Below are 18,813 nucleotides of genomic sequence, written 5' to 3' on the forward strand. Positions count from 1 at the left end.
ACTGATGCACTCCGAGAATCATAACTTAACACCCTACTCAAATCGGGTTAACTTAGCAACTAAATTAGCAACTGAAGTAGATGGGATAGGAAGGGCGTTTGTTACGACCTCGTATATGCTCTTACATTCAAAACCACATCATGTCAGTTGTCCAGCTAAAAAAAAATTGTAGAGATTTAAGAAGCGACAAATTGACATCCGTACTTGATAGCGGTTCTCACTCTGGCGTGCAATACACTTGGAACTTCGCCCTCAACCCCTCGCTATTCACCCAGCGGGGATATTGAACCCCTTTCTGCGGACGGGATATTAATCCGTATTGCATCCAAACCAAAATCGCTAGATTTGCCACACCGCAGGGATGGGATGCCTTCGTGTTTCTCTTGGGGTTGGGAAAGGCGTCGGGGAAAGCTAACTATAAGCAAAATTAATCGGTAGCTCTATGATAAAGCCGGTTTGACCCGATCCACTCTCAACCCAGATTTCGCCTCCTAAATGCTCTGTCAGTTTCTTCACCAGTGCCAGTCCCAAGCCAGTTCCGCCTTGCTTCCAGGGATCGGCATTGGGAACTCGGTAAAATTTATCAAAAATACGGGTTAGTTCGCTCTGAGGAATTTCAGCTCCAGAATTTTTGACACTCAATTGAAGGGTTCCCGATTTCGCTTCGGCGGTAAGGACAATTTTTTCTCCTGGGGGAGTGTATTTACAAGCATTGTTGAGCAACTCTGCGAGGATGCGTTCCAGACTAGATGAATCAGAGACTAAGCGAGGTAATTGAGAGGGGATGTCAACCTGCAAGATTTGTTGGCGGTTTTGGGCACGCTCTTGAAAAGGTTTTACAATTTGGGGCAACCAGAGATGAAGTTCGATGACGTCTAAATCCAAGGGTCGCGTCCCGGCCTCTAGGCGTTGTAAATCAAGCAAATCGTTGATTAAATCGGTTTCCCGTTTGCATTCCTTCTGCAATATCTGCAAGTAGAGACTGACTTTGCTGACCTCTGTAGGGGGTTTTGGTATTTTGGCATCCAAGACACCCTCGCGCTTGAGGGTGATTTCCAACATCTGAGCTGCCATTTTCATGTTGGATACGGGCGAACGTAATTCGTGAGAAACGGTACTGAGGAATTCATCTTTGAGCCGATTGAGTTTTTCTAGTTCCTCTACTTGTGCTAGGGATGCTTGATAAAATCGGGCTTGACGGATTGCGATCGCGCATTGATTCGCCACTTGTTGCACCAGCCGAATCTCTAGTTTTTTGAAGGTATAGTCTGGGCGATGGAATAACCACAAATCCCCCAGCACTCCTTGATCGTCCAATATCGGGCAAGCCAACATCGCCACCTTACTCCGGACAAAGTCGGGACTGATTGAACAAGATTGGAAACATTTACCTTGTTGTAGAGGAGCGTAAATTTCCGGGAAGTCTGCCATTTGCATCACTTGACCCTGCGAGGAAGGCATTGAGGTGGCGTACTCGTAGCAGATTGTGGCAGTTTCTTGCTCCAGGTTGTAGAGCGAAGCATGACAGCTGCCCATATTAAATGAAAGCGCTAACTCTCGAACGGCTACCTGTAAAATCTGGCTTTCGTCGAGACTATCGCGGACTTTGTCGGTGATGCGTTTTAGCACGGCTTCAAAGCCAAGCGCTTTTTGCAGTTGGGTTGTGCGTTGTTGCACTTGGCGTTCTAAATTGGCGTTCAGCTGCTGCACCTGCTTAAACAGGGTGGATTGCCCAATCGCGATCGCCAGTTGAGCCGCGAAGGCACAAACCAGGTCTACCTCTGAGTCTTGCCAGTAGCGAGGACGACCTTCCATCGATAGTGTTAAGATTCCCCAGAGGTTTCCTTGAAAGTGTATCGGTACCAACAACCAAGCACCCGGATAAGCCTCTGCTAGAGGCTTATTCCCCTCATCCTCGATAGTCTGAGTATCGTGAATGGAAACCACTTGTAACTGCTTGAGTTGCCTTCCCAACAAATTGTCTACATCTGGAAATTCCATACCCAGCCTGCTCGACAAACTGGAACCTTGATAGTAAAGTGCCACATTCAGCCAAACCAGCCGCTGCGGAAGATATTGCAGGATGGAAACGTGGTCGATGTGCAAAAGCTGACCAATTTCCGTTGTGGCTGTGGCAAAAATTACTTCTAATTCTAGAGAGCTACGAATTGCAGAAATAGACCGATTCAATGCTTGCTCGCGCTGAGCTTGCTGTTGCATTTGGTTGTAGAGTTCGGCTTGCTGAATTGCGATCGCTACCTGGGTTGCCAATGAACAAAGCAAATCAATTTCCAACTGTTGCCACTGTCGGGGTTGCGAACAATCATGAGCAATTAGCAGTCCCCACAATTCCTCTCCTTGCAGAATCGGGACTATCAAGCTGGCTCTAACTTGAAGCCGATGTAGTAAATCGATGTGACACTGACTCAACTCGGCTGTATAAATATCTTCTATAGTTTTAGTGCGACCCTGTTGGTACTGGACATAGACTTGTTCAAAGCAAGGATCGTGGATTGTTGTTCCCAGGATTGGAGTCCAACCGTTGGCGACAGACTCCACTACCACGACTCCACTCCAGTCCGGCTGAAAGCGGAAAACGATCACTCGATCGGAGGCGAGAAATTGCCGGACTTCAGACACCGTCGTGTTGAGAATCTCGTCTAAATTTAAAGACTGACGGATGCGTTCTAGCATCGCCCTCAGCAGTCGTTCCCGCTCGGTTTGCTGTCTTAGTGACTCTTCCGCGGCTTTGCGATCGCTAATATCGCGCACAATGACTAAAACTTCATCTTCCCCACTGACAACAAGCCGCGCCTCGTAATCGTGCAAATTGCCATTTTTGGGAAGCTGATACTCGAAGATTTGGATTTCGTTCGTAGAAAGTGCTTGCTCCACATGGTATTTGGCTTTCTCAGCGACTTCTATAGGCAAAACCTCGTCTAACTTTTTACCTAAGAATTCCTGAGCAGGTAAGAACGTATCAAAGTCTCTAGCTGCTTTGACGTCCAAATAAGTGCTATCTTTGCTAATTCGGAAGATCAAATCCGGGATGGCACTTATAAGAGCGCGATTTTTTGCTTCGCTTTTGCTTAGTGCCTCTTCTGCCTGTTTGCGCTCGGTAATGTCAGTCTGAATCCCCACAAAACCGATTAGATTCCCTTGTGGACTCCCGATTGGGGAAAGATAGAGTTCGTTCCAGAAAAGGGTGCCATCTTTGCGATAGTTGCGTAAGGTGACATGGCATTCTCTAGCTTCCCTAATCGCCATTCGTAGCTCATCAAGTGCTGGCTGAGCAGTGTCAGCGCCCTGCAAGAAGCGGCAGTTGTACCCTATGATTTCCTCAGCAGAGTAGCCTGTTAAACGCTCAAAACTTGGATTGATATAAATAATTGGATTATCTGGTTGATTGGAGTCGGTAAGGACAATGCCATTGCAGCAATCACGGAGAACCTGCTCCAGTAAATGTAGACGTTCCTGTGCTTGTTTGCGCTCAGTTATGTCATCGCAAACCAGGAGGACAACTCTATCCGTATTCGTTCTTTGTACAATGCTAGCGGTAACATTTACCCAGAAAATGCTGCCGTCTTTGCAACAGGCGCGCAATTCCCAACTAGTAACCAAAGCGTTTGACTCGATCCCTGAACTCAACTCAAATGCTTCTTGAATTGGTTGTTGCAAAAACTGAGCAAACTCAGCTTTTAACTTTTCTCGCTCGTCAGGAGCAAAAGTGCTGAAAATTGTTTTTCCAACCAACTCTTGGACGCTATAACCAAGACGAGCCGCTCCAAACTGATTAACCCCAACAACGACTCCTTCTGAATCCAAAGTAAAGTGAATACAGGGAGTCTTGTTGTACAGTGTTCGGTATGCTTCTAGTTCAGCTCTCGTGTTCCGCAGTTCTTCCTCAAGTTGGGGACGTTCTACATCTGCACCTGCAATAGTTTGTTGTAACTCTCCAGAAGCACCTTCACCTTGTAAATAGTCATGCCCAATTGGCTGGTGATTTGCGTCCATTTTGTAATCTCTTACCCCTTTTTTTTCATAGAGATAGAGGGACTAAATTTTTTATCTTTGTTTATCAAAAAACTAATTTAATGGACTAAATAGCAAGTTGTTTGATGGGTTTGAATGCCTCAGTTATGGCTATGTAATGTTAAATGCTATACCAACTCAATCGTTCGCTTTCTAAAAAGGCTATGTCTATCATAGATATTTGAGCCAGCAATTATAATAACTCATTGCAGCTCGATAAAAAACATTACCTCCTGAGAAAACCTAAGTAATGGCTCTTTTACGTTAGAATTTCCTAACTGATTTTAAAATTGGTTTTTGTTTATACTAAACAATATTTACTTTTAAGCTCATAAAGAAATATATATTTATGTTTAATTTATTATAGTTGTAGAGCGGTCATAAAAGTAGCGAACCACGCTTTTCTCTACACTTTAACCATTATTTGCGAGAGAAGTGCTAGAAAATAGCCATTAACAATAGACTAGGAACTGGAAATCAACCAAACTCTGCTAACCGTGAATGACTAATATGAGCGCACAAACAGAAGAACCAATTACCTACGAAGGCGGCTGTCACTGTGGCGCAGTCCGCTTTCGGGTAATCGTTGACGAACATAAGGCAGATGACTGCAACTGTTCCATCTGTAGGAAGAAGGGATTTTTACATCTAATTGTGCCGTCCGAACGTTTTACCTTGCTAAGCGGTGCAGACTTATTGACAACCTACACCTTCAACACGGGTGTTGCTAAGCACACCTTCTGCCGTATTTGTGGGATTCACCCTTTTTATCGTCCCCGTTCCCATCCCGAATCTATTGATGTCAACGTGCGTTGTCTGGATGAGGATGTGGTGTCTCGCTTTCGCATTGTGCCTTTTGATGGGGTTAATTGGGAACAAAACGTACACCTAATTCGCTCTGAAGCATCGGACACGGATTAATAAATCCTCTCACCCAGCTTATCTATCATTGTAGGTTGGTTTGAGGTCATGTAGACGGAGTCTTCAAGAGAGAGTGACCCAACAAAAACTAAGGGAGGTGTTGGGTTTCGTCTTTGTGCGAAACCCAACCGGAAACTCTTAAGTGAGTGGCATTCAATTTAAGTAGCTAGAACTCTGCGAAAAAAAGCATCTTGCCCTATTGACTACCATTTCTCGCAGTCTTCCCCAAACTATTGGGGAGAAAGCCAGCTTTGCGCTGAAATCAAGAGAATTGAGGAGTGTGAATTTTATCCGCCTGCATGAGGACAAAATAGGTAAGATTATTTTTATAAAATACGCTTATACTTCCAAGGAAATTATTTTTAATTGTTAATTTTGTTTCAATATTGGCTGAATTATTAAATTGAAACTGTAAAAAGCTTAGCCGTCAACAAAGCCAGAAGAGAGTATAGATTAACGTCTAATAAAAAATCCGAATTCAGGAGCAGACAAAAATTATCGTTATTCCTAGCAATGCGACCGATTTTAGCTGAAAAATCCTTCTTTTAGAGGAAAAACTAGAAGCAATGAGTCTATTTTTCTACTGTCTACTACCAACTTTGCCGTCTCTCCCCTCGCACGCTCAATTGCTAAAGAATCTGCCAACTCCGAAACTAGCGATGAATGTACCTCAAGCGAAAGAACACGCAAAATAACCACTTAAGAAAGTTACCGCCAAGACTTAAATATGGTAGAGAAGGACTAGAGTGACAAAGGACTAAAGCAAAATAACCGATCGATCGAAACGGCACAGCGATACTCACAGTCAGTTACGAACACTAGAATGCAAATAGGGACAGGAGGCATTTATTTCTAAAAGCCATACAGGCTTGAAGTGGCAAAAGCAGGCTGTTATCGGACAGCAGGGCTAGGGTAACGCAAGCAAATTTGTACGCTGTAAGTATTCCCATACGTCGTAGCGATCGCTTGTTAAGATCGGTAAGTTTTAACCATTCCAACCTTTTAATTAAGCTTTTTACTTTCTAACCTGACAACGTTCCTGTGATAGATCGGCTTTCAAAGGGGAATTTCCATACAGTGCGATCGCACCTAAGACGCACTGCTGCCTTAATCTTGGGACAACCAGCACTGGTGGTCAGTGTGGTGGTCTCCCTCTTAGTGCTGGGAGTCCGGCAACAAGGTCTGCTGGAGACGCTGGAACTAGGTGCTTATGACCAGATGATGCGGTTACGACCAGCCGAAGAGCCAGATCCCCGGATCTTGGTGGTCACTGTCACCGAAGCAGACATCCAAACCTACAAGCAATATCCCCTGTCTGACGAACGAATGCATCAGATGCTGGCAAAACTGCTGGCAAACGAGCCGCGTACTGTCGGGCTAGATATTTATCGCGATTTGCCAGTAGAACCAGGTCATGCGGCATTCTCCAAGCTGATGAGTAGCGATCGCCGCATCGTTCCGGTGTGTGCCGTCAAAGACTCGGAAAGCCCCGGCACTCCTCCACCACCCAAAATTGCCGAAGACCAGGCTGGCTTTGCCGATATCGGAAAGACTGATTCTGATGGCGTTATCCGTCGGGGTTTGTTATTTGTCTCTCCCTCCGTTCACAAGCCTTGCCCTAACCCGAACTCCTTTAGCTTCCAACTGGTTCAACGTTACTTGGAAAAAGAAGGAATCGTTGCTTCAGACACCCCACCTCTCCGTTGGAACAACACTGTCTTCAAACCTCTGGAGCCTAATGATGGAGGATATCAAGGTCTGGATGCACGGGGGTACCAAATCCTCATCAATTACCGCTCTGCCAACCGTCCTTTTAACCAGGTAACGATGAGTCAAGTCCTCAACGGTCAGTTTGACCCTAGCTGGGTAAAAGACCGCATCGTTCTCATCGGGGTTACTGCTTCCAGTATTGATGACGCCTTCTATACTCCCTACAGTGGCGCACAGAAGGGAAATCGGAAAATGCCTGGAGTTGTCACTCATGCCCATCTGGTAAGCCAGATGCTCAGTGCTGTCCTGGATGGGCGTCGTTTATTTTGGTTCTGGTCGGATTGGGGAGAAGCTTTGTGGGTATTGGGTTGGTCTGTAACTGGCGGCGTTATGGCTTTGCGACTGCGGCATCCAGGGCATTTGTTACTGGGACAGGGAGCCGCATTGGGTGTCCTGTTTGGGTCGTGTTGGGTGCTGTTTACCCAGGCGGGATGGGTGCCAGTGGTTCCCTCTGCGATCGCGTTGGTGGGAACGGCTGCTGGTGTCGTGGCTTATAGCGCTCACCAAGCCGAACAAAATCAGAAAAAAATCGCGCTTCTGGTTCAGGAACAGCAATTCAACCTGGCACAGATGCAAGCACTTCTCCAACAGAAGAATCAGGAACCACAGACTGAGGAAGAAGCAGAGGTAGCAACTGCGATCGCGCCAGCTCCCCTATCAGTTCTGCCTAATCGCGATGATTATGATGATGATGATGAGACTCAGCCGTGGCAGCCTAGCTTAGATGTAATTACAGAACCTGAGCGACTGGAGCGCCAGCGATTATTAGATTCCTCTCCCGTAAAGTACGGCGACTCCCTGCGACCGTCTCTATTGATGGGACGCTACAAGATTCTTCGACCTCTGGCTTCGGGCGGGTTTGGTCATACGTATTTAGCCGAAGATACCATGCGACCCGGTAAGCCCCAGTGTGCGGTTAAGCATTTAATGCCTGCGCTTCGGGATGAAAAATTCTTGAAATTGGCAAAACGGCTATTTTTTACAGAAGCCGCCATTCTGGAAAGCTTGGGGCACCATTCTCAGATTCCGCAGTTACTTGCCTATTTTGAAGAAAACGAAGAATTCTATTTAATTGAAGAATTTATTAAAGGTCATCCGCTCACCGATGAACTATTGATAGATAAGCGCCTACCGGAAGCGCAAGTGGTGGAAATCCTGTGCGGGGTTCTGGAAATTCTGGTATTTATCCATGAAAACCAAGTCATCCACCGGGATATTAAGCCGAGTAATATTATTCGCCGAGAAAAAGACGGTCGCTTAGTTTTAATTGACTTTGGTGCCGTGAAACAGATTCAGCCCCAAGAAGAAAGCGAACAGGAAAACCGCACCATTGCTATCGGCACCCGTGGTTATACTCCGGCTGAGCAATACGACGGACACCCTAGGTTCAGCAGTGATATCTACGCCTTGGGCATGATTGGGGTGGAGGCAGTGACGGGGATACCGCCTAGTAAGCTGGAAACTGACCGGAACACCGGCAACATTAATTGGCGCGAATTTGCCTCAGTGCGAGACGAATTTGCCGAGATTTTGGATAAGATGGTGCACTTCCACTTTGTGACTCGTTACCAGTCAGCTACAGAGGTGCTACAGGAGTTGAAACGGCTTCCTAGCGCTCCCGCGTAAACATCATCCGGTAGTCAGGCGGTAGTCAGGATGTGGGTGCTACAGGTGAGGGGGGATTGACATCGTTTGAAAAATGTTTTAGACGAAGATTTGCCTAAAAAATGCGATCGCTTCAGAAAAATTGAACCCATGCCGTTTAGCAAAATTCTGAATTCACTCATCTTCAATGGATTCGGAATTTTCGGTTCGGATGAAGCGAAAAGTGGCACAATGAAAGGCGGTGAATAATAAGATGGGTAACAATTCTGTGAGTCCGACAGCCTCAGCGTCCCCTACGGCACGCCGTGTCGTTTTTCCTTTCACTGCTATCGTGGGTCAGGAAGAGATGAAACTGGCCTTGCTGCTGAATGTGATTGACCCCTACATTGGCGGCGTGATGATTATGGGCGATCGCGGAACGGGCAAATCCACCACGATCCGGGCTTTGGCTGACCTGTTGCCAGAAATCGAAGTCGTTGCCGATGACCCGTTTAATAGTCATCCAAGAGACCCCGATTTGATGAGCGACAGCGTGCGCGATCGCTTGGCGAAACAGGAAGAAATTCCCGTCGCCCACAAAAAAGTGACAATGGTTGACCTGCCGCTCGGTGCGACAGAAGACCGCGTCTGCGGCACTATCGACATTGAAAAAGCTTTATCCCAAGGAGTCAGAGCCTTTGAACCCGGACTCCTCGCGAAAGCCAACCGGGGCATTCTCTATGTGGATGAAGTCAACCTACTTGACGACCACCTAGTCGATGTGCTGCTCGACTCAGCGGCAAGCGGCTGGAACACCGTCGAACGGGAAGGAATTTCTATCCGTCACCCGGCGAGATTTGTGCTAGTCGGTTCCGGCAACCCGGAAGAAGGCGAACTGCGACCTCAACTGCTCGACCGCTTTGGAATGCACGCAGAAATTCGCACGGTGAAGGAACCGGCGCTGCGAGTGGAAATTGTAGAGCAACGGGCTGAGTTTGACCAAAATCCCCCGAAGTTTCTGGAAAAATATCTTCCGCAGCAACAAGCATTGCAACAAAAGCTCGTCAGCGCTCAAGAACGCCTGTCCTCGGTGACGATGGACTATGACTTGCGGGTGAAAATCTCCGAAGTTTGTTCGGAGTTGGATGTAGACGGCTTACGGGGCGATATGGTTACGAACCGAGCCGCTCGCGCGATCGCTGCCCTAGAAGGACGCACTGAAGTCACCGTAGACGATATCCACCGCGTCATCACCCTGTGTCTGCGTCACCGGCTCCGCAAAGACCCCTTGGAGTCCATTGATTCCGGCTACAAGGTGGAAAAAGTGTTTGGTCGCGTCTTTGGACTGGAAGCGTCCTCAGCAGAAACCAACACAGCTACAGCGAATGGAGTTCGTCAGGGTGTTCGGTAATCAGGACTGAGAGTGTGTTGAGTGTTGAGTGATTAGAGAGTTTTTCGATTCAACGCCCATAAATTAAAATTAAAAGTTTTAATTTATGAGCGTTGAATTTTGAGTTATAAAAGAGTTCTTTAATTCAAAACTCAAAACTCAAAACTTTTTACCAATCCCCAATCTTCCTATGGCAGAGCCACTCATCGAACTAAAGGGAATTTCTAAATCCTTTGGCAACAATGTCATCTTAGATGGGGTCGATCTGACAATTTATCGGGACGATGCGCTGGCAATTATTGGCCCCTCCGGGACTGGTAAATCGACGATTTTGCGGATTATTGCGGGACTTCTGGCTCCTGATTCTGGTGAAGTTTATATCCTGGGAAAGCGACGTCGCGGCTTAATCGAAGATGCCGAAGATCCCCTTGGAATTGGGATGGTGTTCCAACAAGCGGCTTTATTCGATTCGCTGACGGTGGAAGAGAATGTCGGCTTTCTGCTGTTTCAGCGTTCTAAACTGTCACGTCGGCGGATACGAGAATTGGTGGAGGAAAAGCTAGAGATGGTTGGGTTGCCAGGGGTTAGCGATCGCTACCCCTCGCAATTATCGGGTGGAATGCGAAAGCGGGTGAGTTTCGCCCGTGCGATTATGTCCAATCCAGACCATCCCCAAGACAACCCAGAAGTTTTACTCTATGATGAGCCTACTGCTGGTCTTGACCCCATTGCTTCCACAGTGATTGAAGATTTAGTTCGTCAGTTGCAGCAAATACCAGACAGTTGTAGCAGTTATGTCATGGTGACGCACCAAGAAAGCACCATTCGCCGCACTGCTGACCGAGTGATATTTCTCTATCAGGGACAGGTACAGTGGGAAGGTGCCGTCAGCGAGATTGATACCACCCAAAATCCTATCGTTCAACAATTTTTTAGTGGAAGTGTAACCGGCCCAATTCACGTCATCGGCTAGAATCAATTAAAAATTAAAAATTAAAAAAGGCAGAATTTTTAATGTAAGCATTTTTAATTCTTAATTGTTAATGGTATGAGGAGAACAGATGCGATCGCGAACGGTTCGAGAAGGCTCCGTCGGTTTGTTAATCCTGCTGTCCCTTTTCTTGTTTGGGGGTCTGATTTTGTGGATACGCGGGCTGAACCCCGGTAGCCGTAGCTACACAGTCGTGGCAGAATTTGTCAATGCTGGCGGGATGCAAGCTGGCGCACCCGTCCGCTATCGCGGCGTCAATGTTGGGAAAATTACTGCCATCAACCCAGGCTCGAATGGCGTCGATGTGGTGATGGAAATTGCACCGGCTGACTTACTGATTCCCCGTGATGTCGTCGTTGAAGCAAATCAATCCGGTCTGCTCAGCGAAACTTCGATTGACATTACTCCCCTGAAGCCCTTCCAGCCAGACGCGAAGGTCGCCAATCCGCTCGATCCGCAATGCCAGTCTAGCCTGATTGTTTGTGACGAGGATCGTCTGCAAGGTCAAATTGGTGTCAGTTTTGATGAACTGCTTCGCAGCACTACCCGCATCGCCAATCTCTACAGCGACCCCGCATTCTTTGCCAACCTCAACTCAGTTGCTAAAAATACCAGCGTCGCCGCCGTTGGGGTATCTCAACTTACCCGCGAACTCACGGGTTTGAGTCGCTCAGTGCAACAAGAAATTAAAAACTTCTCAGTCGCAGCCAATTCAGTGACGAGTGCTGCCAATCAAACCAGCAATCAAGTTGCTTTGGCAGCCAATCAGATTTCTAGGACTGCGAATCAATATAGCGGGACTGCCACCCAGGTAAATCGGCTCGTCGATAATATGAATAGTCTGGTCGTAGGCAACCGCTCGACTCTCGTCAGTACCTTGAACAACTTTAGCCAAGCCAGCGAACAGCTGCGCCTGAGTGCAAGTAACCTAACAGGGCAAGTCAACCAGTTTGGAGGTGGACAACTACGGCGTAACTTAGAACTCGTGTCTGCAAATGCGGCGCAGGCGTCCATCAATGCAGCGCAAGCATCTGCTAACTTTCGCGATCTTTCCACCGCTCTTAACAGTCCAACGAATTTGGTTGTATTGCAACAAACTTTAGACTCAGCGCGGATGACGTTTGAAAATGCTCAGAAAATTACATCTGACCTGGATGATTTGACAGGAGATGAAGCTTTCCGTAACAATTTGCGAAATTTGGTGAATGGACTCAGCAATTTGGTGTCTTCGACAGAAGACCTACAGCAGCAAGTTCAAGTGGCTGAGGTTCTAGAACCTGGATTGCCAGCAGTCAATCAGGGAACCGGGATCGGAACACAGCAGAATAATTCTTTGCTCCCCCTTGCATCGCCTTCCTTGACACCCATCGCCCAAAAGAAGCAGTTAAAGTCTGTACAGCGCGAACCAATGGGAAAGGCGTTACCTTCTGCTTACTGGGAGGAAGAATCTATTCAGCCACTAGCTGACTCTGAAAATAAGAATTAGCAAGCCTCAGTTCCATGCTCTCGCCTGGAAGGAGAGAGGCTTTCAATGATTCCCCCGTCCTTACAAGGCAATGCATCACCTACACCTGTTGGAATTATGTAGGGCTGAAGCATTCGCGCAAAAACATTTGGGTTTTAAAGATACTGTATCCAAACGAGATTTGCTCTAGCACGCTAATTCCAATCTTCTTCATCTTGCCGCTTGCTGCGACTTTTATAGACAACACTCGTGGCATGAATCTGACGAGTTCTTTCAAAGAGGGCATCTTCCGTCAAGTTCCACTGGCGGAGAATCGTATCTAGGTCTTGTTGAATCTCCCTTGCCCCTGGAAAGCCACGATAACGAATGCGTAGACGGGCGAGTTCCGCCAGATTGAAATCATTCATTTCCCCGGTTAAGAGGCTGTTAACGAGTTGGCGATCGCGTCCTTGGAGGGGATGCTGTTGATCTTTGTTTCCTGTCTCTGCCATATAATCTCTAATTTTTAGTTTTTAAGTGTTTGAATTTCCACTTCGTCTCCCACCTGTAAAATATTACCGGCTTCCGATTCAGGGATGCGCGTGTTTACCGAGAGTCGGTAAAAGTGATTGAATCGAGATGAATCTACCCAACTGGGCAAAGTTTCTTTCCGCGCTTGCACAAATAACTTTTGAAAATTAGGGTAAACCTCGCCCATTAGAGAGTCTCGTGTCGGCACCACACAACGCTGACAGGGATTGACCCCATTTATCTGCACATCTCGCACCAGAAACGGCACCACGTCCTCTTCCGCCCCAAACAGCCGATCTTCCCAAAATGCCGGGACGCCCCCAATTTCCAGATTTGCCCGCAGGCGTCGCCGCAATTCATCCCCCGTCAGGGGAGGGAACCAGGAGGCAACTGTCTCCAGCGTGGCGGTACTGATGACTGTTGGCCCGGAAGCATTGGTATCATCTGGAAAGCCAGAGACTAAGTTCTGGCAGAGTTTTACGGGAAAGTCGAAATAGTCGCTCAACCAAGCTTCTAGTTCAGTCCGTTCCCGATCGATGTGAAAAATGTGGGTTTGTTCTGTTCCTTGGACTTCTAAGCAAACACGAGTAATCTTCTCAGTATCCGTATCAATGTCAAAAGAAGTCCGCAGTAAGTGAACTTTCGGATTGCGCTTGGCATTCACGAATCGACCTTGATCGTCACAAATAGCAAACTCTCGGTCATACTGTAATGCACCACTTTTAAGGATGGTTGCTTTAGTAACGGAAACACCATCTAGAGATTTGATTGGATAAACCAGAATGCGGGCAAGGTAAGACACGGTAATCAATTACAAATTAAAAATAGAGAACTCTTTTTCAATAGAATTTTTGCTTTCATTAGACATTCCGAAAGCTTACCCTATCTTTCGGGTAACGGGAAGCCGCTTCGCTTCTACATCTGAGTTCATCTGTGTTTGAAAATTAAAAGTTCGGTATTTTTGCAAGAAGCTTATTGTTGATTTTTCAGCTTTCTTGAAATTAGGCAATACTCTAATCAAACGCCCGCTACATACAAAAACGGTAGAGAAACTATTGCTTCTCTACCGTATAACACTAAAAATTAAAAATGAATCATGACAAATTCATTTTTAATTTTTAATCTTTAACTTTCAGCCGCTTGGGGAAGCAATTCTCGCTTCTGACCTTGCAGCACTTTCACTTCCTTCGTGGTTTCATCGACATCCACAATTGCCGTGTCTCCATCTGAGACGCGACCGCTGAGGATTTCTTCAGCCAAGCTATCCTCTAACAGGCGCATGATGGCGCGACGCAGCGGACGGGCACCATAGCTGGGGTTGTATCCTTCTTCCACCAGACGATCCTTGAAGCGTTCCGTGACTTCTAAGATAATTCCCTGTTCGCTCAACCGTCCGATCACCTCTTTGAGCATGATGTCGGCGATTTCCTTCACCTCGTCCTTCGTCAATTGGCGGAAGACGATGATCTCATCGAGACGGTTTAAGAACTCTGGGCGGAAGTATTGCTTCAGTTCTTCGTTCACCAGCGAGCGAATGCGGGTGTATTGTGCCTCTGCTTCGTTCTCTTGGGTATCGAAGAAGCCAAGCCCCGTTCCACCTTTTTCAATCACCTTAGAACCGATGTTGGAGGTAAGAATCAACAGCGTGTTCTTGAAGTCTACTGTGCGTCCCTTGGCATCGGTCAGGCGACCGTCTTCCAAGATTTGCAGCAGCATATTGAATACATCCGGGTGGGCTTTTTCGATTTCGTCGAATAGCACCACGGTGTAAGGACGACGACGCACTGCTTCGGTGAGCTGACCGCCTTCGTTGTAACCGACATACCCTGGAGGCGAACCAATCAGTTTGGAAACCGTGTGGCGCTCCATGTATTCGGACATATCCAAGCGAATCATCGCTTCTTCCGAACCGAAGAAGTAAGTAGCTAAAGACTTTGCGAGTTCCGTCTTACCTACGCCAGTCGGCCCTGAGAAGACAAAGCTGGCAATCGGTCGGTTGGGGTTCTTTAAGCCGACCCGTGCCCGACGAATGGCTCTGGAAACTGCTTTGACGGCTTCTTCTTGCCCGATCAACCGATTGTGCAGTGTGTCTTCCATGTGCAGCAGCTTCTCGGATTCGGATTCGGTGAGCTTGTTCACCGGCACTCCAGTCCAAGAGGCGACAATGTGGGCAATGTCTTCCTCGGTAACGACGGGGGAAACATCATCGCGTTTGTCGGATTCGGTCTTTTTGCTTTGAGCGATCGCGCGAATTTCGGCTTTGATTTCCATTTCGCGATCGCGCAGTTCTCCTGCCCGGTCGAAGTCTTGACTGCGGACTGCGTCATCCTTATCCTTGAGAACCTGACGCAGTTCTTTATCCAATTCCTTCGCTGCGGGGGGCAACTGAGAGTTGAGCAGGCGCACGCGGCTTCCGGCTTCATCAATCAGGTCAATCGCTTTATCCGGCAAGTAGCGGTCGGAAATATAACGATCTGAAAGCTTGGCAGCAGCTTCTACGGCTGTATCGGAGATTTTCAGTTTGTGGTGTTGCTCGTAGCGTTCGCGCAACCCGTACAAAATCTCAATCGTTTCGGCAACCGTCGGCTCACCGACCATCACCGGCTGGAATCTACGCTCTAGGGCGGCATCCCGTTCGATGTGCTTGCGGTACTCATCTAGCGTGGTTGCGCCGATGCACTGCAATTCTCCTCTCGCCAAGGCGGGTTTCAGGATATTTGCCGCATCGATGGCACCCTCTGCGGCACCTGCACCAATCAGGGTGTGAACTTCGTCGATTACCAGGATGACATTTCCGGCGCTGCGGATTTCATCCATAATTTTTTTCAAGCGCTCTTCAAATTCACCCCGGTATTTGGTGCCCGCTACCAGCAAGCCAATATCTAGTGTGACTACGCGCTTTTCTTCCAGGATGTCGGGTACATCGTTGTTTGCGATGCGACTCGCCAACCCTTCCGCGATCGCGGTCTTACCAACTCCGGGTTCCCCAATCAGCACTGGGTTGTTCTTCGTGCGGCGTCCCAGGATTTGAATTACCCGTTCGATTTCTTTCGCCCGACCGACGACTGGATCGAGTTTGCCTTCTGATGCCATCTGGGTCAGGTTAGAGCCAAACTCATCTAATGTCGGGGTCTTGGTGCGCCCGCTACTTTGCCCCGCAGAGACTTCTGCCGTCTCTCCCAGCATTCTAATCACTTGCGTCCGCACTTTCGTGAGGTCAACCCCTAGGTTTTCCAACACTCTGGCAGCAACCCCTTCTCCTTCTCGGATCAGACCCAGTAGCAGGTGTTCCGTCCCTATGTAGTTATGCCCTAGTTGGCGAGCTTCTTCTAGAGATAACTCCAGGACGCGCTTGGCTCTGGGGGTGAACGGAATTTCTACCGCCACAAAGCCAGAACCACGACCGATAATTTTTTCCACCTCAATCCGAGCATCCTTGAGGTTGACGCCCATAGATTTCAGGACTTTGGCGGCGACGCCGGTTCCTTCTCCAATTAGACCCAGGAGGATCTGCTCCGTACCGACGAAGTTGTGTCCCAGGCGACGAGCTTCTTCCTGGGCCAGCATGATTACCTTAATGGCTTTTTCTGTGAAGCGTTCAAACATGGCGGATTTCGTTTCCCCTGCTGCGTGCCTGTAATGGTGATTCTAGCATAGGGTTTTTATCCGGCTGTCACATTGAAGATAGATGAAATCTATCCCGCAAGATTTTTCTGACTTTGTTGGTAGAACTCAGCGATCGCTAGTCTCTCGCTACTATCTAAAGTTAGAAAATTGACGGGGCAAAAAAGTGAGTAAATTGACACATTGGCAAAAAACGCCAGTTGAACCACTATGTCCCCTACAACCTTATAACCGAACCTTATAACCGTCAACCTTCTATCCTTTAACTTCATCGGCTTCCAAGAACTGCCGATGAGAGTAACGGAAGCGATCGCCAATTGAGGAATGCCAGTCGCTTAAGGTTTGCGGAAATTCGGGTGCTTGAAGACCGCTACGCCACAAAATCAAAGCATCTTCGCCCGTATCTTTGTAATAGCGCCGACGCCTACCAACTTCCTGAAACCCAAATTTCTCGTAGAGAGACTGGGCAGGTCGATTCGATGCTCTCACCTCCAGCGTTGCCCACTCCAACCGGCGCTTCCAGGCTTTTTTGAGCAAGGCATAAAGCAGTGCCTGCCCCAAGCCCTGACCCCGATAGTTGGGATGCACTCCCAAAATCGTAATGTGTGCCTCCTCTAAAATTGCCCAGAGACATCCGATGCCCACGAGCGATCGCTCTAGAGGCGGATCTCCTTCCGGACTCAATGCAGTCGGGGCGGCGTTTTCCCCCACGTACTGAGTGGATTGACCGATTACCTCTCGTTCCTTGCCGCTAAATTCTTCTATAACTAGCAAGTCACTATTGGGACTTTCTAACTCCCGCTTGTAACCGTCTAGAGTCCAGAGTTGACCAAAACACAGTTGGTCTAGTTCCACTACCGCCAAGAGCTGCTCTGCTGTCAGCGGCTGAAGTTGCAAAAAAGTCACAGTTTTCAATTGTAGACTGAAAAACAAGACGCATTCACGCCTGTTAAGCATCCAAGGACAACTATTAGATCATGTTATCGACTCAACCAGTCGGGGTTCAAAATTCTGGACGGCAATATTTACCGCTTACCCCTACAACCTGTACAGACGCAAATCATCACGTCAGTGTAGATCGCTCACCCAATCAGGAACTTTTGCCCCTGACATCTGGGGTTAACAGCCGCGACTGCCTGGAAATTGGGGGTTGTGACGTTACGAAACTCGTGCAGCAATTTGGTTCGCCCCTTTATATTTTGGACGAAGAAACGCTGCGGACAGCTTGTCGTCAATATCGGGATGGTTTAAGCCGCTATTATGGCGGTGAATCTCAGGTGCTGTATGCTTCTAAAGCCTGGAGTTGTCTAGCCGTTTGCGCGATCGCTGCGAGTGAAGGCTTGGGGATCGATGTCGTCTCTGGCGGCGAACTCTACACGGCGCTGCAAGCTGGCGTCAGTCCCGACAAAATTTATTTTCACGGCAATAACAAATCCCGTGAAGAACTGACTCTAGCGGTTGAAACCGGCTGCACGGTTGTAGTGGACAACTGGTTAGAGCTACGCACCCTCGCGGCTTTGGAATCGGGACAAGCGCCTAAGGAATCAGAGGTTAACCCCTCTAATCATCCAAAATCCAAAATCCGGATCATGCTGCGGTTCACCCCCGGCATTGAGTGCCACACTCACGAATACATCCGCACCGGACACCTCGATAGCAAATTTGGCTTCGATCCTAACCAATTAGAGGAAGTCTTTGCTTTTATCAGCCAGCAGTCAACTTTGGATTGTATCGGGTTGCACGCCCACATCGGCTCCCAAATTTTTGAGCGCCAACCCCATCACGATCTCGCAGGGGTTCTAGTGGAGTGGTTTAAAAAAGCAGCCACCAATGGACTGCCCGTCAAAGAGTTAAATGTCGGGGGTGGCTTAGGAATTCGTTACACCGAATCAGACGATCCTCCCAGTATTGACGAGTGGGTAAAAACTGTCAGCGATGCCATTACCGCAGCCTGCCAATCTCAACAAATCCCCTTACCTAGATTATTGTGCGAACCAGGGCGATCGCTCATTGGGACTGCCTGCGTCACCGCCTACACCGTAGGCTCATCAAAGGTCGTTCCAGACATCCGCACCTACCTATCCGTTGATGGCGGAATGTCTGACAATCCCCGTCCCATCACCTACCAATCCCTGTATCGAGCCGTTGTTGCCAACCGGATGTCGGCACCCTTGACAGAAACTGTCACCCTTGCCGGTAAACACTGCGAATCTGGAGACATTCTGATCAAAGAAGCATCGCTGCCGAAAACTGAGCCGGGAGATATTCTCGTCGTCATGGGCACAGGTGCCTACAATTACAGCATGGCTTCTAATTACAATCGCCTGTCTCGTCCAGCAGCGGTTTTAGTAGGTCGAGGAGAAGCTAATCTGATTTTGCAGAGGGAAACCTACCAGGATGTAATTCGGCAGGATCGTCTACCTGAGCGATTAGTAGTTAGTTAGATTGGAAATTTTTTGCACCAATGCGTCAACTAAAATCCCTGCCGCTTAGTCTCTTCTCACTCAAAGGAGGGAGGCTTTTCTC

Annotated in this window: 12 protein-coding genes; 7 read left to right on the top strand and 5 right to left on the bottom strand. The window is 48.0% G+C overall.

Annotated features, from left to right (window positions below; all coding sequences use genetic code 11):
- Positions 1 to 411: 411 nt before the first annotated feature.
- Entirely contained in the window at positions 412 to 4,014 is a 3,603-nt protein-coding gene (locus NC996_RS09965; protein ID WP_190682592.1) for a GAF domain-containing protein, read from the bottom strand.
- A gap of 528 nt (positions 4,015 to 4,542) precedes the next feature.
- Between NC996_RS09965 and NC996_RS09970 the strand changes: the two genes are divergently transcribed.
- The 6 genes from NC996_RS09970 (at position 4,543) to NC996_RS09995 (ending at position 12,174) form a co-directional block, all read left to right on the top strand.
- Entirely contained in the window at positions 4,543 to 4,953 is a 411-nt protein-coding gene (locus NC996_RS09970; protein WP_190412114.1) for a GFA family protein, read from the top strand.
- Between the two features lie 1,077 nt (positions 4,954 to 6,030).
- A complete protein-coding gene (locus tag NC996_RS09975) occupies positions 6,031 to 8,349 on the top strand; it encodes a CHASE2 domain-containing serine/threonine-protein kinase (protein ID WP_348259988.1) in 2,319 nt (772 codons plus the stop codon).
- 66 nt (positions 8,350 to 8,415) lie between these two features.
- Positions 8,416 to 8,577 (top strand): hypothetical protein, encoded by a 162-nt coding sequence (locus NC996_RS09980; protein WP_190429225.1) that lies wholly within the window; start codon positions 8,416 to 8,418, stop codon positions 8,575 to 8,577.
- A gap of 19 nt (positions 8,578 to 8,596) precedes the next feature.
- Positions 8,597 to 9,718: a magnesium chelatase ATPase subunit I gene (gene bchI, locus NC996_RS09985; protein ID WP_190531894.1), complete on the top strand. Its 1,122-nt coding sequence runs from the start codon at positions 8,597 to 8,599 to the stop codon at positions 9,716 to 9,718.
- 169 nt (positions 9,719 to 9,887) lie between these two features.
- Positions 9,888 to 10,670 carry an ABC transporter ATP-binding protein gene (locus tag NC996_RS09990; RefSeq protein ID WP_190429226.1) on the top strand — a complete coding sequence of 261 codons (783 nt, stop codon included), beginning with the start codon at positions 9,888 to 9,890 and terminating at the stop codon, positions 10,668 to 10,670.
- A gap of 88 nt (positions 10,671 to 10,758) precedes the next feature.
- Positions 10,759 to 12,174 (top strand): MlaD family protein, encoded by a 1,416-nt coding sequence (locus NC996_RS09995; protein WP_190682596.1) that lies wholly within the window; start codon positions 10,759 to 10,761, stop codon positions 12,172 to 12,174.
- 173 nt (positions 12,175 to 12,347) lie between these two features.
- Here NC996_RS09995 and NC996_RS10000 read toward each other — a convergent pair whose 3' ends face one another.
- From NC996_RS10000 to rimI, 4 genes are all read right to left on the bottom strand, one after another.
- Positions 12,348 to 12,644, bottom strand: a complete 297-nt coding sequence (locus tag NC996_RS10000; protein WP_190682599.1) for a DUF3288 family protein — start codon at positions 12,642 to 12,644, stop codon at positions 12,348 to 12,350.
- Between the two features lie 14 nt (positions 12,645 to 12,658).
- On the bottom strand, positions 12,659 to 13,465 hold the full coding sequence (locus tag NC996_RS10005; protein WP_190682602.1) for an MOSC N-terminal beta barrel domain-containing protein: 807 nt from the start codon (positions 13,463 to 13,465) through the stop codon (positions 12,659 to 12,661).
- 323 nt (positions 13,466 to 13,788) lie between these two features.
- The gene (locus tag NC996_RS10010; RefSeq protein WP_190438830.1) at positions 13,789 to 16,269 is read right to left on the bottom strand and encodes an ATP-dependent Clp protease ATP-binding subunit; all 2,481 of its coding nucleotides are present in this window, start codon (positions 16,267 to 16,269) and stop codon (positions 13,789 to 13,791) included.
- A gap of 273 nt (positions 16,270 to 16,542) precedes the next feature.
- A complete protein-coding gene (gene rimI / locus NC996_RS10015) occupies positions 16,543 to 17,193 on the bottom strand; it encodes a ribosomal protein S18-alanine N-acetyltransferase (protein WP_339380526.1) in 651 nt (216 codons plus the stop codon).
- A 71-nt stretch (positions 17,194 to 17,264) separates the two neighbouring features.
- Between rimI and lysA the strand changes: the two genes are divergently transcribed.
- Positions 17,265 to 18,731, top strand: a complete 1,467-nt coding sequence (gene lysA / locus NC996_RS10020) for a diaminopimelate decarboxylase (protein WP_190682608.1) — start codon at positions 17,265 to 17,267, stop codon at positions 18,729 to 18,731.
- Positions 18,732 to 18,813: the final 82 nt, after the last annotated feature.

Source organism: Trichocoleus sp. ST-U2 (assembly GCF_039961875.1).
Lineage (GTDB): Bacteria > Cyanobacteriota > Cyanobacteriia > Cyanobacteriales > FACHB-T130 > FACHB-T130.